The sequence below is a fragment of the Pantoea sp. MBLJ3 genome, assembly GCF_000816655.1.
Taxonomy (GTDB): Bacteria; Pseudomonadota; Gammaproteobacteria; order Enterobacterales; family Enterobacteriaceae; genus Pantoea; species Pantoea eucalypti.
On the sequence record NZ_JSUT01000004.1, the window covers coordinates 1 to 15382 of the forward strand.

At 56.7% G+C, this 15382-nt stretch carries 15 protein-coding genes; 2 read left to right on the plus strand and 13 right to left on the minus strand.

The genetic code is table 11. From position 1 onward, the window contains the following. Positions 1-93: 93 nt before the first annotated feature. The gene (locus tag NP77_RS05290) at positions 94-2247 is read right to left on the minus strand and encodes an ornithine decarboxylase (protein ID WP_039659318.1); all 2154 of its coding nucleotides are present in this window, start codon (positions 2245-2247) and stop codon (positions 94-96) included. 561 nt (positions 2248-2808) lie between these two features. On the opposite strand from NP77_RS05290, the gene NP77_RS05295 reads away from it, so the two are divergent. Further along, positions 2809-3792 carry an MDR family oxidoreductase gene (locus tag NP77_RS05295; RefSeq protein ID WP_039659320.1) on the plus strand — a complete coding sequence of 328 codons (984 nt, stop codon included), beginning with the start codon at positions 2809-2811 and terminating at the stop codon, positions 3790-3792. Between the two features lie 28 nt (positions 3793-3820). On the opposite strand, the gene NP77_RS05300 is transcribed toward NP77_RS05295, so the two are convergent. The 6 genes from NP77_RS05300 to NP77_RS05325 form a co-directional block, all read right to left on the minus strand. Next, positions 3821-4318 (minus strand): CinA family protein, encoded by a 498-nt coding sequence (locus NP77_RS05300; protein ID WP_039659321.1) that lies wholly within the window; start codon positions 4316-4318, stop codon positions 3821-3823. 91 nt (positions 4319-4409) lie between these two features. Continuing rightward, a complete protein-coding gene (locus NP77_RS05305; RefSeq protein WP_082040832.1) occupies positions 4410-5186 on the minus strand; it encodes a heme ABC transporter ATP-binding protein in 777 nt (258 codons plus the stop codon). After that, complete coding sequence (locus tag NP77_RS05310; RefSeq protein WP_039659324.1) at positions 5186-6184, minus strand: iron ABC transporter permease; 999 nt, start codon at positions 6182-6184, stop codon at positions 5186-5188. Before NP77_RS05310 ends, NP77_RS05305 begins: the two co-directional genes overlap by 1 nt. Beyond that, positions 6177-6998: a hemin ABC transporter substrate-binding protein gene (locus NP77_RS05315; protein ID WP_039659326.1), complete on the minus strand. Its 822-nt coding sequence runs from the start codon at positions 6996-6998 to the stop codon at positions 6177-6179. Before NP77_RS05315 ends, NP77_RS05310 begins: the two co-directional genes overlap by 8 nt. After that, the gene (locus NP77_RS05320) at positions 6995-8026 is read right to left on the minus strand and encodes a hemin-degrading factor (RefSeq protein ID WP_004571228.1); all 1032 of its coding nucleotides are present in this window, start codon (positions 8024-8026) and stop codon (positions 6995-6997) included. The genes NP77_RS05315 and NP77_RS05320 overlap by 4 nt, the downstream gene beginning before the upstream one ends. A gap of 49 nt (positions 8027-8075) precedes the next feature. After that, on the minus strand, positions 8076-10448 hold the full coding sequence (locus NP77_RS05325) for a TonB-dependent receptor domain-containing protein (RefSeq protein ID WP_039659327.1): 2373 nt from the start codon (positions 10446-10448) through the stop codon (positions 8076-8078). Between the two features lie 239 nt (positions 10449-10687). On the opposite strand from NP77_RS05325, the gene NP77_RS05330 reads away from it, so the two are divergent. Next, a complete protein-coding gene (locus NP77_RS05330; protein ID WP_004571230.1) occupies positions 10688-10984 on the plus strand; it encodes a SelT/SelW/SelH family protein in 297 nt (98 codons plus the stop codon). Here the strand turns inward: NP77_RS05330 and NP77_RS05335 are convergent, their stop codons facing one another. The 6 genes from NP77_RS05335 to cydB form a co-directional block, all read right to left on the minus strand. Beyond that, the gene (locus NP77_RS05335) at positions 10985-11524 is read right to left on the minus strand and encodes a PadR family transcriptional regulator (RefSeq protein WP_004571231.1); all 540 of its coding nucleotides are present in this window, start codon (positions 11522-11524) and stop codon (positions 10985-10987) included. A gap of 71 nt (positions 11525-11595) precedes the next feature. Next, positions 11596-12378 carry a siderophore-interacting protein gene (locus tag NP77_RS05340; RefSeq protein WP_039659328.1) on the minus strand — a complete coding sequence of 261 codons (783 nt, stop codon included), beginning with the start codon at positions 12376-12378 and terminating at the stop codon, positions 11596-11598. A 321-nt stretch (positions 12379-12699) separates the two neighbouring features. Continuing rightward, complete coding sequence (locus NP77_RS05345) at positions 12700-12882, minus strand: hypothetical protein (RefSeq protein ID WP_231572317.1); 183 nt, start codon at positions 12880-12882, stop codon at positions 12700-12702. Between the two features lie 232 nt (positions 12883-13114). After that, the gene (locus NP77_RS05350; protein ID WP_039659329.1) at positions 13115-13984 is read right to left on the minus strand and encodes a helix-turn-helix domain-containing protein; all 870 of its coding nucleotides are present in this window, start codon (positions 13982-13984) and stop codon (positions 13115-13117) included. A 218-nt stretch (positions 13985-14202) separates the two neighbouring features. Beyond that, positions 14203-14376, minus strand: coding sequence for a DUF2474 domain-containing protein (locus NP77_RS05355; RefSeq protein WP_004571235.1), 174 nt, complete (start codon positions 14374-14376; stop codon positions 14203-14205). 1 nt (position 14377) lies between these two features. Then, a complete protein-coding gene (gene cydB, locus NP77_RS05360; protein ID WP_008925697.1) occupies positions 14378-15382 on the minus strand; it encodes a cytochrome d ubiquinol oxidase subunit II in 1005 nt (334 codons plus the stop codon).

Genomic DNA, 15382 nt, shown 5'->3' on the forward strand with positions numbered 1-15382 from the left:
CCCGTTCGCGCAGCGAACAACTTCAGCTTTAGCGCTGCACCACACGAACAAAAAGGCCCGACGGGCCGCTACCCGCCGCTGTCCCTGCTCAGATCAGCATCCCACTATCATATTCGCCACCAGGTACTTCTGTCCCTGGTCATCCTCTTCGGTGTAAACGCCCTGCAGCTCTGGCGAGAAACCGGGCAGCAGATTAAGCCCCTCTTCCAGTGCCAGGAAGTAACGCTGCACCGCACCGCCCCAGACTTCTCCTGGCACGACGCACAGCACGCCTGGTGGATAAGGCAGCGCGCCTTCCGCAGCGACACGGCCTGCCGCCTCGGCGATGGGCACCAGCTCCACTTCGCCGCGAATATAAGCCTGATGCGCATCCTGCGGATTCACCCTGACCGGCGGGAACTCGGCTGCGCGGAACATCAGTCGCTGCAGATCTTTAACGTTGTGACTGACGTAAAGATCGTGCATCTCCTGGCAGAGGCGTCGCAGGGTATAGCCGGCATAGCGTTGCGCGTTTTTGCGATAAATCGTCGGCAGCACTTCGGCCAGCGGCGCATCCTCTTTAACGTGCTGCTCAAACTGCGCAAGCATCGCCACCAGATTCGCCATCTTCTCTGTGCTTTCAGCCGGGGTCAGCAGGAACAGGATCGAGTTGAGATCGCATTTTTCCGGCACGATGCCGTTCTCACGCAGGTAGTTCGCCAGAATGGTCGCCGGGATCCCGAAATCACTGTATTCCCCGCTGGCCGCATCAATCCCCGGCGTAGTCAGCAGCAGCTTGCAGGGATCGACCCGATACTGATCGCGCGCGTAACCCGCAAAGCCATGCCACTTCGCCTGCGGTTCAAAGCTGAAATAGCGCAGATCGCGGGCTATCGTCTCCGTGGGTGCATCCTGCCAGCGCTGACCCTCTACCGTCTCTGGAACAAACGGCAGGATCATTTCACAGCGGTCCAGGATCGCTTTACGTGCATCAATGCCCACCATGACGCACTCATCCCACATGCGACGCCCCGCTTCGCCCTGATGCATTCTGGCGTTGATATCCAGCGCGGCAAACAGTGGATAAAACGGGCTGGTTGAAGCGTGCAGCATAAAGGCGTTATTCAGTCGCTTGTGCGGGCAGAAGCGCTGCTGTCCACGAATGTGGTTATCTTTTTTATGGATCTGCGAGGTTTGTGAAAAACCGGCCAGCTGCTTATGCACGGACTGCGTGACAAAGATACCGGGATCGTTCTCGTTCAGATCCAGCGTCAGCGGCGAACAGCCTTCCATCAGCGGAATGAACTGCTCATAGCCTAGCCACGCGGAATCAAACAGGATGTAATCGCAAAGATGACCGATGCGATCCACCACCTGACGTGCGTTGTAGACCGTACCGTCGTAAGTGCCCAGCTGGATGATCGCCAGGCGGAAAGGTCGCGCCTCTTGCGCCCGCTGCGGATCCACTGCCGCGATCTGCCCGCGCAGATAAGCCTCATCAAAGCAGTGCGCGTCAATACCGCCAATAAAGCCGAAGGGGTTACGTGCCGCTTCAAGATAAACCGGGGTCGCGCCCGCCTGAATCAATGCGCCGTGATGGTTTGACTTGTGATTGTTGCGGTCAAACAGCACCAGATCGCCGCGGGTCAGCAGCGCATTGGTCACCACTTTGTTGGCACTTGAGGTTCCGTTAAGCACAAAGTAGGTTTTATTGGCGTTAAACACCTTTGCTGCATATTTCTGCGCATCTTTGGCTGAGCCTTCGTGGATCAGCAGATCGCCCAGTTTGACGTCGGCGTTACACATATCAGAGCGGAAAACATTCTCGCCGTAGAAATCATAAAACTGTTTGCCCGCCGGATGCTTTTTAAAGAACGCGCCGCCCTGATGTCCGGGACAGGCAAAGGTGCTGTTCTGCATATCGACATAGCGGGTCAGCGTCTCGAAGAACGGTGGCAGCAGCTCAGCTTCATATGCCTGCGCAGCCGCTTCCAGCGCAATCCACTCCTGCGGCTCACCATTCAGCTCACCGCTGACGCCAGGCAGGTGCATCACCTCTTCTTCAAACGCATTCGCGACAAACACCGGCAGATTAAAGCCGGTGTGACGCAGCAGCGCCAGCACACCGCTGCGGGTATCCGCCAGCGAGACGACAACCGCCGCCACATCAGTAAAGTCGGTGTTATCCAGCGTCACTACGTCACGCGCGGTGTTCAGGGTCAGACTGGGCGCGACAGCGGCGCTGGCAGCAATTTTCAGTGGAGTCATAACAGAATCCCTAACGTCAGGGAGGAAGTGCCTGAGGCACAATCATGGGGACAGCGCCCCGGCGAATTATTAACAGGAAGGCATTATGCAGCTCGTGAAGAAAAGCCCCGCAGCCGCGGCCTGGCTGGCCTCACCGCATGAGGAATAACGCAGAGTGCGTAAATGAGGAAAACCCGGTGAGCGCCGGAAAAAGCGAACGGTAATCCGGGCGACTGCGCGGTGAACCGGACATAGCGACGTCCTCTATGGTGAAGCAGCAGGGTCAAAAAGTGGCGGTCATAATGTCATCTTTTTTAGGCATGAACAACCCGAGCCACGCAATTATTCAGTCATCATGCGTAAGTGTAACAACATGATTTTTATAGTCTATTTATCATATAAAATTCACAATTCGACTAATTATCTGAATTATATGCAAATTTATGCATCAGCCTCTACACTCCTGTCAGCACGCTTTTCTGCGCCAGCCACCCGCTTCACCTGGCGAGGCGGCCATTGCCCTACCGCATTACTGCTGTCAGGCGTAAACTGATCCCTCTTTCCCACTCTGCCGGAGGCTGCATGTTCAAGGCACTGGTCATTGAAAATGACGAACAAGGTTACCGTTCCCTGCTGAAAGATCTCCCCGAATCTCAACTGCCCGACCACGATGTCACACTCGACGTCAGCTACTCATCCCTGAACTACAAAGATGCCCTGGCTATCTGCAACAAAGGCCCGATAGTGCGCCAGTTCCCGATGGTGCCAGGTATCGACTTTGTGGGGCGTGTGACCGCCAGCCGCCATCCCGACTGGAAAGAGGATGATGTGGCGCTGCTGACGGGCTGGGGCGTGGGCGAAAAACAGTGGGGTGGCCTGGCGCAGAAAGCCAGCGTCAGCGGCGACTGGCTGGTCCGTGTGCCCGCAGCGCTGAGTCCGCTGCAAACCATGGCCATCGGTACAGCGGGGCTGACCGCGATGCTCTGTGTGATGGCGCTCGAAAAACAGGGCATCACACCGGAACGCGGACCGGTGCTGGTGACCGGGGCCAGTGGCGGCGTCGGCAGCTACAGCGTCAGCCTGCTGGCGCGTCTGGGCTATGAAGTAGTTGCGTCGAGCGGACGCACCAGCGACCCTGCATATCTGATCGAGACGCTGGGCGCGGCATCGGTCATTGACCGTGAAGCGCTTTCCCAGCCTGGCAAACCGCTGGCAAAAGAGCGCTGGGCCGCCGCGATAGACAGCGTCGGCAGTCATACTCTGGCCAATGTGCTGGCCGCTACGCAGCGTGACGGCGCGGTTGCCGCCTGCGGTATGGCGCAGGGACTCGATCTGCCAGCCAGCGTTGCACCCTTTATTCTTCGTGGTGTTACGCTGGCCGGGGTCGATAGCGTGATGTGTCCGAAGCCACTTCGTGAGCAGGCGTGGCAGCGACTCGGCGAGCTGATGGATAGTGAACGGCTCAATAAGCTGAGCCGGGTCATTCCGCTGAGTGAAGCCAGAGAAGGTGCGCAGGCATTGCTGGAGGGCAATGTGCAGGGCCGCCTTATTGTCGACTGCCGCTAACGCTTTTAAAGGCGCGTGAATCGCGCCTTTATCGATCGGCTCGCTGCAGCCGTTTGATCAGCCCTTCCAGCGCGAACTGCGTGCCCTGCTCCATCACCGATTTTGGATCGCCGCTAAACTGGTGGCACTCCGCCTCATCCCTTCCGTCGGGCAAGACCCAGCCAAACCAGATAGTGCCTGCCGGTGTGCCATCCTCGCCGCCGTCCGGTCCGGCATAGCCGGTGATTGAAAGTCCTACCGGTTCACCAGAGCGGGCGCAGGCTCCCTGCACCATCTCCCTCGCTGTTTTCTCGCTCACCGCCGTGTGCTGTTTCAGCGTGTCTGGATGTACCCCCAGCAGACGCGTTTTGGCATTTTCACTGTAGGTTACGAAGCCGCTGGTATAGAAGTCACCGCTGTTTTCCACAGCGGCCAGCGTCATGCTGATCAGTCCGGCGGTACAGGATTCGGCGGTCGCCAGATGAAGTCCGGAGGAGAGTAAAATATTACCCAGTTGCTCAGCGGTTTGATCTAATGATTTTGCCATTATGGTCTCCTTAAGGCTGCCCGGAACTCCAGGTATAGCGCAAAATCAGCGATTCAAAGCGCGCAACACAATGTTTTTAAAGCGAAACGGTCTAGATACGCAGCTGGATATGCGGCTGTCCACTTTCGGCATGTGCCACTACCTGAAGATCGGCCTGGTACCAGCGCGTCAGCGTCGCTTCCGTCATTACCGCCTGCGGCGAGCCTTGTGCCACCAGTTGGCCTGCGTGCAGCAGCAGTATGCGATCGGCCCACAATGAAGCCTGATTAAGGTCATGTAACACGGTACAGACGGTGAGATCTCCGGCGCGCGTCAGCTGGCGTAGTAAACGCAAGGTTTGCTGCTGCCAGAAGAGATCCAGCGCCGAGGTCGGCTCATCCAGAAACAGCCAGCCGCGTGGTCTTCCCTCCAGCCAGAGCTGTGCCAGCACCCGCGCCAGCTGCACCCGTTGTTGTTCACCGCCGGAGAGCTGGCGGTAATCGCGCTGCGCCAGCCCTTCACAACCGGTCAGCCGCATGACCTCAGCCACAATTTGCGTCGTCTGCGCTTCCGGCCAGGGCGCACGGCCCATCGCCACGACCGACTGCGCTGACTGTGCAAAGGTCAGGTTGTTCTGCTGGCGCATCACTGCCCGACGTCGTGCCAGCTGCTCACGCGGCCATGTCGTCAGCCGTCGGTCGCCCAGCCAGCACTCGCCCCGATCGGGCGACAGAAATCCCGTCAGCATCCGCAGTAGCGTCGATTTACCTGCGCCGTTGGGACCAATCAGCGCCACCAGCTCTCCACCTGACAGCGTGACGTCGAGATTATCGATAACGGTTTTGTCGCCGTGCGCGAGACACAATCCCCTGGCCTGTAAAATTTCCATCACTCCAGCCCTCGCTGTTGACGCAGAATCAGCCAGAGAAACCACGGACCGCCAATCAGGCTGGTCAGTAGCCCGACTGGCATCTCGGCCGGAACCACCAGAGTGCGCGCCAGCGTATCGGCCAGCAGCAGCAGAATAGCCCCCGCCAGTGCTGAGCCGGGCAGCAGCCAGCGATGATCGCCGCCAAGGCAAAAACGCATCACGTGTGGCACCACCAGTCCGACGAAGCCGATCACGCCGCTGACCGAGACCGCTGTACCGACAAGCAGCGCGCTGAGGATCAGCAGCTGATGCTGAGTACGCTTCACATCAATCCCCATGTAGTGCGCATCCTCTTCGCCCGCCTGCAGCAGGTTAAGGTGGCGGGCGCGAGTCTGTAGCAGCAGCAAGGCTGGCAGAATCAGCAGCAGGCAAATCAGCAGTGCGGGCCACTGTGTCTGGCTAAGGCTTCCCATGCCCCACAGCGACAGCTGGCGCAGCTGCTGATCGTTGCTCAGCCATGACAGCACGCCTACCGCCGCACCGCACAACGCATTAATCGCAATACCGACCAGCAACAACCGCGAAAGATTGCCGCGCGCCAGCCGACTGAAACTGAAGAGCAGCAGTGTCACCAGCAGACTGCCGATAAACGCAGCGATCATCGGTAGCCACAATGCCAGTGGTGCCGGCAACGCCAACGGAATAATGATTGCCAGTGCCACCGCCAGTCCCGCCCCGCTGCTGATCCCCAGCAGACCGGGATCGGCCAGTGGGTTACGAAAAACACCCTGCATCACCGCGCCAGAGACTGCCAGCGCCATGCCCATCACCACCGCCAGTAGCACGCGCGGCAGGCGGATATCCAGCCAGATCTGCCAGATAAGATCGCTAAGCGGTGCCTGCCATAGCGCCCGCACTGAAAGCGACATCGCCCCCAGATTTGCCGCCAGCACCATCGCCGCCAGCAGGAAGATCAGCATCAGCAACAGGCCACGCAGCGCATTATCCTTAATCATGGTTCAGCGATTCCGCCGCCTGACGCAATTTCACGATTGCCCGCGGTGTATCAAGGCCAAACCCCAGCAGTGCCATGGTGTCGATCACCAGCAGACGGTGCTGCTGCCCGGCAGGTGTCAGCGTCAGACCCGGTAACTGCCACAGCTGCGCTTCGCCGCCCAGCGTTTTCAAGCCATCCTCGCCGATTACCACCAGATCCGGCGCGGCGGCGATCACCCCTTCCTGCGACAGTGCCTGATAGTGCGGCACCGAGCCCATAGCATTCTCCAGCCCGGCGCTGCGAATGGCGCCATCGGCCGCAGTCTGATTTCCAGCCGCCATCGATTTCATGCCGCTGTTCGCCATGATGTAGAGCACTTTTACCGGCAGCGGTTGCTGCGGCAACTGGCGAATCTGCTGCGTCATTTGCCGTGCCAGAGCCTGAGCTTCGCTTTCACGCTGCAGCGCCTGACCCACAGTGATAATTTTCTGCGGGATCGCCTGCAGGCTGCTGTCGCCGCTGACCGTGACCACCCTGACGCCCGCGCGGGCAATCTGTTGCAGTACCAGCGACGGCTGCGCCTGCTCGCTGGCGATCACCAGCGTTGGTTTCAGTGCCAGAATGCCTTCGGCGTTGAGCTGGCGCATATAACCCACGTCCGGCAGTCGGGTGGCCTGCGCCGGGCGCAGACTGGTGCTGTCGCGCGCCACTAGCTGTGACTGGGCATCCAGCGCATAGATAATCTGGGTGACGTCTCCGCCAATCGACACCACCCGGTCCGCCGCCAGTGATGGCAGCGTCATGAGCAGCCATAACAACATCACTCTTTTCATGCCGCCGCTCCCGGCGTGTGGAGTGCGCCAATCTGCTCGCGCCAGCTTGACTGCTCTGGCGTACCCTCCGTGCGCTGACCGTAGAGCTGGGCGATCTGTGTGCCGTCGGCGGCGAACAGTTCCAGGCTGGTAACAAAGCCATCGCCCGTTGGCTTGCGTGTTACCCAGCTTTCGCTGATCTGATCAGCCATCAGATGCAGTGTGAACTGCGGATTGAAGATGTTGAGCCAGTTTTCCACTGGCTGCAGCTTCTCTACCCTGCCGGTGAAAATCTGAGTACAGCCACGGTTGCCGACAAAAATCATAATTTCATTGCCCGCCTGCTGTGCCATCTGTAGCAGGCGCTCAAGCGCATCGTTACCGGTCTGCCTGGCGAGATCGTCACCCACCGCGCGAAATGCCTGCGGTCGTGACACCTGATGGCGCTTAAGCAACGCGAAAAATTGATGAACATCGGTCATGGCGCGCCATTCACGGTCGATGGCGGTGGCATCAACCGCCTCAGTCAGGGGAGCTGCAGCAGCCGGCTCGACCACAAGCGGCGTCGCCGCGGCGTCGGTAAAGTCGGCAATCAGCGTCTGCCACGCTGCCATGTTGGTCTGCTCCGTGACGTAAACTTTCAGCACCGCATCGCCATGACGATCAAAGATCTGAATACTGTGACGAACGCCCTGCCCGGTTGGCTCCTGCAGAGCAAAGGCGCTGCACCACTGACCGACGAACAGGCGCAGATCGAGTGCACGGGGATTAAGCACCAGGCCACCATGTGCGCCAATCTGCACATTGTGGTATTCACCCAGATGTTCATGTACCGCATAAGCGTTACGCGTAATGTTTTTGGTTTCGCCGACTGCGCCAAGTGCCTTCAGCAACGCCGGAAAATCGCGTTTCAGCGCCACGGCATCAACGCCGATGCGCGCTTCACACAATTCCGCTTCGCTGATGCCGATCAGCGCAGCCAGGTCGCGGGCATATTTCTTCGGTTGTTCACCTTTAAGGGCAAGATAGTGCTGATAAATCGGGTTCATGACTCAGGCTCTCTTAGTAATGCCCTGCATCAGCGCAGGGCGACGGCTATCAAAAATCGACGTTAACACCTAACTGGAAAGTACGGCCCGGCATCACGGCCAGTGCCTGATCGTTGCGCTCCTGCTGAGTGGCGCTGGTCAGTTCACGACTGCTGAGGTAATCCCAGTATTTGCGATCGGTTATGTTGTAAAGCCCGCCACTCAGCCTGACGTTATGTGCGACGCGCCAGTAAGCGGTCATATCCACCATGCCATAACCTGGTACCCGCATGTAATCGGTGCTGGAGTCGGCCAGGCTGCTGCCGTTGTTAGCGAAGCTTTCGCGGTTAGTCGCGCTGGCTTGCTTACCTTTGACAAAGGTAGCGGTAACGGCGGCCCCGTAGCCACGCGCCTCATCATCCCAGGCGAGTCCGACAATCGCTTTCATCGGAGCAACACTCTCCAGATCGATGTAGCGGTCACCAAGGTAGCGTGACTTTGCCGCGCCCTGCGTGTAACCCAACGCCAGATTGGCGCTCAGACCCTCGACCTCATTGAACCAGCTACCGAAGTTCACTTTACTGCTGATTTCAGCCCCGTAGATGTAGGCTTTATCGCGGTTCTCCGCCTGATAGGTGGTGTAAATGTTGGCGGGCACATTAACGAACTGACCCGGATTAGCCGCCCGGCTGTAACGTGTAAAGGCAATAAAGTTTTTATAGTCGTTATAAAAAGCGGCAGCGTTAAGCGTGACGCCTTTTGCCACCTCTCCTTTTACACCCCACTCGTAGTTGTTGCTGGTTTCGGTTTTCAGGTCTGCATTACCAATCAGCGCATACTGTGCGGTGCCGGCATAGCTGGAGCCAAGGTTCCATGAGCCATAGAGCTGGGTATCGTTGGGGAACTGCGCGCCACGGGTATATTGCAGATAAGTCATCAGCTTCGGTGTCAGATCGAACTGGAAGGCGATCGACGGCAATATCTGGGTGTCGCTGTTTGGCGATCCGTAGAGCGCTGAAACTTCGCTGGCGTCAAGCACGCTACTGTTCGTGGTCAGCGTCGCCACATCACGTGGTCGGGTGTTCTGATAGGCCACGCGCGCGCCCGGCACGATAGCCGCCCGATGTCCGTCAGCATCGAAGCTGATAGTATCCTGCAGATAACCGCCCACGCTGTAGCTGCGGCTGTTAGCCTGCGGCTGCATAATCGCAGTAAAAGCACTGGCTGGCGGTGACTGACGGAAAGGTCGCTCAGTATCCATCAGACGCGCATTCAGCCCGGCACTCAGTTCATGTCGCCCGACGCTTTTAAGCGCTCGGGTGTCAAAACCGTAGCTGTCGCTGTTGTAATCGGAATAGACGGTTTGCCTGGCGGTGGCACTCGACGGCATTAGGGTGTTGTCATGCGCCTGGGTCTGCTGCCAGTAAACGCGGGTCGTCAGGCTGTCGATCAGGTCATTGTAAGGGGTGTACTCATCCGCCAGGCTGATGCCCCAGCGGCGGGTATCACTCTGCTGCTGTGCCGTTCCCCAGACGGTATTGCCGGAAGTGCTCCAGCTGTCGTAATGGCTGTGGTGAGTTTTGTGATAGTAATCGACCGTCGCGCTGAGCTTGTGAGCATCATTGGGCTGCCAGATGCCGGAAGTCATAAAGGCATCGGAGTGCCAGTTGGCCGGATAAGCATCGAGCGTATCGCTGTTGTTACGGGTCTGCTGTCCGTCACGACGGCTGTAAACAAAAATGCCACTCAGCGTGTCATCGCCTGCTGCTGCAGTCATGCCGTTGTGCCAGCTGCGGCTGGCGGAGTCGTAGTCACTTTGATAGCCGAAAAAGGTCGGCTTGCCGGAGTACAGATAGTCGTCCGGGGATTTGTTACGGAACGAGACGTTGCCGCCAATTGAGGTGTTCGACTGATCCACTGCTGTGGCGCCCTTCTCAATCTCAATACGCCCAAACATATAAGGATCGATGTAATCGCGGCCAATGCCAAAGCTGTCGAGACCAGCGCGTCCTACATAGCTGCGGCCAGTGGCCTGCGGCAACGGAATGCCGTCCACATCCAGACCGACGCGGTTGCTCTCGAGGCCTCGAATGTTGTAGCCGGTATAACCAGCCCGATCAAAACCGCTCTTACCGGCTGATGAACCGCCACTAGTACCGGTGGCACTGATCAGCGGTTCATAGCGCATAATCGATCCAAAGTCAGTGGCACCACGCTGTTGCAGATCGCTGGCAGAGAGCGAGGTTTTACTGCCTGCCGTTTTTTTAATTTCCGGCGCCGTCACCGTCATTACCTGTTCGGTATTGCTGTCAGAGCGGTCAGAAAGGGCTAGCGTAGCAGATTCACTGCCCGCAGCATAAGTGCAGGTGGTATTGATGAAGGTGGCGAGCAACGCCAGTTGAGTCAGACGCGGTTGCGTCAATCTCCGAAAACGTGGTGACATAGGCGCGAATTACCTGATTAATTGTTAGTATTCGCTCACTTGTTTGCTGGCAAAAGTAAAACGGCTCCGCATAAAAGCCGTGAAAAGTCAGAACATCATGCTGGTGTAGTAATTATCGACTGAAATTTAATGCAACTGATAATCATTATCAATCTTATTTACATTTGGATATAAACCACAGCGCACAAATTGTTCACCCGAATGCATTAGCATTTATCAACACGTAAAGGAATAGAGTTATGGCACAAAAACCTGTGGTTGTTATTCACTACTGTATGCAATGCAACTGGCTGATGCGGTCAGCGTGGATGGCACAGGAACTTCTGCATACTTTCGCTGAGGATCTGGCGGAGGTTACGCTGAAACCAGGTACCGGTGGTATCTTTGAAATTACGCTGGATGAGCACCTGCTGTGGGAACGCAAGCGTGATGGTGGCTTCCCGGATGCGACCACGCTAAAACAGCGCGTACGCGACATCTGTTTCCCGGATCGTACCCTGGGCCACATCGACAAAAACAAAGCCGAAATCAGCTGATTAACTGTGAGTGATTTTTTCAGCCGCGTCGTGCAGCGCCTTAATCAGCGTCTGCAGCGCGGTTTCTGAGATATCTTCCTGCGCCAGCCGCTGGTTCAGCGCGACCTTCAGCCCATAAATCGCCTGCTCTACAGCAGGAATGCTGCGGTTATTGACCAGAATCGCCAGCGTAGAGAGCCGCGTGATCAGGCTGGAGACCGTTTCCAGGTTCTCTGCCAGTTGCGCCTCTCCCGTTGCGGTCAGACGATAGGCTTTGCGCGCTGTCTGCGCATCCACCACCTCAATCGCCTCCATCTCTTCAAGCAGCGTCAGATTGGGGTAAATGATCCCCGGACTAGGCGAATACTCTCCCTTCGACAGCACCTCAACCGACTTGATCAGTTCATAGCCGTGCGCCGCATTCTGCGCCAGGAAATGGAGCATCAGCAGGCGGATCTCACTTGCTTCCAGCATCTTTTCGCGTCGTTTGCGTCGTCCGCCGCAGCCGCCTGCGCGCGTACTCTGATCGTCAGATGAGGTGGAATTCGGATGCTGTTTCATGGCCTGCCCTGCGGGAAAAAGTCGGATTGATGGTAGTCCGCCGTCTGGCAAAACTCAATTGGCAGAGCCGCTTACTTCTGGTGCCAGTAGGCCACCGCCCGCACAAAATCACTGCTGAGGCCGCGCTGCACCGTGAAGTAGTCAGCCAGCGCTTTCACAAACTCACCTTCGCCAGTCAGCCAGATAAAGTAATCTTCCGCCGGGAGTGTGAGCTGATCCAGCCGGGCAATCAGCTGGCTGAGCTGTGCTTTCTGCATCTGACCGCTGCCCAACCAGTTTGTCGTTACTCCAGTCGTATCCGATAAATAGCCGTGGCCCGTCGCGTCATCGGTAAAGGCATAGAGATGCAAAGACTGGGCACTTGCGTCACGCTGACGACGCGCAAACGCTGGCAGCCCGGTTTCATCACAGACGTAAAGCTGAAATGCATAATCGGTCGGCACCACCAGCGAACCGCGTGGCCCACCGATAATTAATTTATCGCCCACCTGTGCCTGCGTTGCCCAGTCACTCGCCACGCCCTGCTGGTGAATATAGAAATCCAGGGTCAGAGAAGAGGCACCATCGAATTCAAGCGGCGTGTAGTCGCGCGCCTGCGGACGCAAACCTTCGGGCCAGACAATGCCCGCGTCGGTCATCTGCGGCAGAGCCAGTGTTTCACCTTCAGCGGAAGGGAAAAATACCTTGATGTGGTCATCAAAGCCTGGCGATGTAAAGCCCGCCAGATCGCTGCCGCTGAACCGTATGCGCCAGAATTTACCGGCAATGTTAGTTTTACTGGTGACCTGAATATGACGGAAACGCAGTTCATTACGGACGCGCTGGGGTAAACGCTGATTAGCTGATGCAGTCAAAATATCTCTCCTCAAGCTATACCCGTGATTCAGGGGCATGCGCACTGTCATGAAAATCTCATGGAATAACAATCATTCTCATCTCAAGCATGGAGATTAGCTATGATATATCTTAAGCACAAGAACGAAAAATGCGATCGGACTTGTTAAGATATATTTTACAGATATGCAGGTGTGCGTATCGCAGGCGTGAAGCGACCCTGACAAGCGTTCAGAGAGAGGTATTTGCGGGTTTTTTAAGGCAGGCAGAGAAGGTTAAATCTGACCGGCTCCTGACGAGCCGGTCATGTTGCGCCGCCGGGTCTGGCAGCGTATCAGCATTTACAGCGTGTCGTTAAATCCGGAGAGGGAAGCGTTACTGCTGGTGTGTTCCGGCAGCTCACCGTCACCCAGAATTTCATGCTGGGAGGCCTGAGAGTGCGGATGCAGTCCGGCAGGCGGTGAGAAAGGCTCAGCCTGCTGCGCCATTGCCATAACAGGCAATGCCAGAATCAGTGAAATCATTAAGCGTCGCATAATAGTTGTCTTTATTTGTCTTTTGGCCAGAAAAGGCCTGAAATGCAGATGAATGTTCCAGCCCCATCACGGATGCACGATGATTCCGGTATGACAGGGTTTCGGAAAAGGATTTTACGCCAGAACGGCGAGTTAGTTTATAGAATCGTGCGGTTTGTCACAGTTTACCGCACAAAATATGCATTAACGGGGCCGGGAATCACTCGCCCTGCCCTGCTGGCTACGCCTGCATCACCGGAATTGAAAATACGCCGCTCAGCCAGTCGGGCTTACACTGTGCAAAGTCGAGACGCAGCAGGTCTTTGCCAGGACGGCGCGCTACACCCAGCGCTGGCAGATGTTGATAGTAAATATCCTCAATAAAACGCGTCAGTTGTTCAGGTTTGCCGCTCCAGCGAATTGACGCATAAAGCCCCCGCACTTCACGCCAGTTATCGGTATTGTCACCCAGCAGCCTGGCATATTGCGGCTCCAGCGCCTGAAACAGGCTGATATTCTGCTGGTCAGCCGAACTCTGGCCGGGGCCATACTGAAAGCCTAACCAGCCCTGCGCAACATGGCTGCCAGCAAGCGCGACCAGTTGCCGCGCCTGATCAGCCACCCGGTGATCGCGATCGGCAATGTAATCACCGAACTTACACTCCCACTCCTGCGTCTCTCCTCGCAGATGCAGCTCTTCCTCGCGTTCCACCAGCGTTGCGCGCTCTGCCAGCGACCGCACCAGAATGCGGCCATGGAAATTTTTCACCGGCAAATGGGGAATACGCCGAAACGCGCCCGGCGTCAGCGCAAAGTGGCCTTTGAATACCCGGGTAAAGTTTTGCTGGTTATCAAAACCAAAACGCACGGCGATATCGATCAGCGTCATGCGTGTCAGACGTAGCGCCATAGCCGCCATCGTCAGACGCCGTTTGCGGGTATACGCCGCCAGCGTCTGTCCGGTCATCTCCTTGAACATGCGCTGCATGTGCCATTTCGAATAACCTGATTTCAGCGTAATTTGATCGATATTGATATCGTCGGTGAGATGGGCTTCAATCCACTCGACCAGATCGTTGATGTGCTTTTTTTTAATGGCCTGACTGAGCATGATGGCGATTTACGACGCGGGTTAAGACTGAGGTTTTAATGAAAAAAGGATAACAAATATGGCGAATCAGTGTAAGGAAAGGGTAAGCCGTGCACGTCCGTTCGGGGCAATTCCGCATTAATTGCTTAGGTTACTAACTAAAAAAGGCTGACTGCCGTCAGCCTTTTGATTCCTGATAAAAACTGCGCCTGATAACGGTGAGGCGGAGTCTGCGACAATTAATGACTACGCATACCCGCTGCCGTCATCATCATGCGGAACAGCGAGGCGACCACGCCCAGCGCCAGTACGCTGGCGGCATAGATAAACACCAGCCACATTACCCGTTTCCACCACGGCGCTTTCGTCTCTTCACTGTGATTGTGGTCTTTCATGCTGCTGAGGCTTTTCATATCAATGATATCCTTCATCTGCTTTGATTTTTCCACGGAACACGTAGTAGCTCCAGAAGGTGTAACCCAGAATCATCGGGATAATCAGCAGGCTACCCACCAGCATAAAGGCCTGGCTCTGCGGTGGCGATGCGGCATCCCAGATGGTTACGGATGGCGGAATAATGTTGGGCCACACACTGATACCCAGACCGGAGAAGCCCAGGAAGACCAGCGCCAGCGTCAGCAGGAACGGTGAATAGTGCGCCTCACGCTTAATGGCGCGCACAATGCCCCATGAACAGAGCAGCACCAGCACCGGAACCGGCAGGAACAGGAACAGGTTTGGCTTGCTGAACCAGCGATGTGCGATGTCCTGATGCGTAAACGGCGTCCACAGGCTGACAATACCAATAATCACTAACAGCGCGATGACCAGTGGCGTCGCCAGCGCGGACATCTTACGGTGCAGCTCATTCTCGGTCTTCATAATAAGCCAGGTGCAGCCCAGCAGCGCATAGGCCACCACCAGACCCACGCCGCAGAACAGCGGGAACGGTGCCAGCCAGTCCAGTGCGGAACCGGCGAAACGGCGTCCCTCAACCGGAATGCCATCCAGAAACGCGCCGACTGCGACGCCCTGACTGAAGGTCGCTAAAACAGACCCGGCAATAAAGGATTTGTCCCAGAATGCCCGATGACCTTCAACCGCCTTGAAGCGGAATTCAAAGGCGACACCCCGAAAAATCAGGCCAATCAGCATGGCGGTCAGCGGAATCGACAGCGCATCGGTAATCACCGCGTAAGCCAGCGGGAATGCCCCGAACAGGCCTGCGCCTCCCAGAACCAGCCAGGTTTCATTACCATCCCAGACGGGTGCGACGGTGTTAACCATCATGTCGCGCTCGCCGGCATCTTTATTGAACGGGAACAGCAGACCAATACCCAGGTCAAAACCATCCATCACGATATACATCAGGGTTGCGAAGACGATAATCACAAACCAGATAACGGAATAATCGATCAT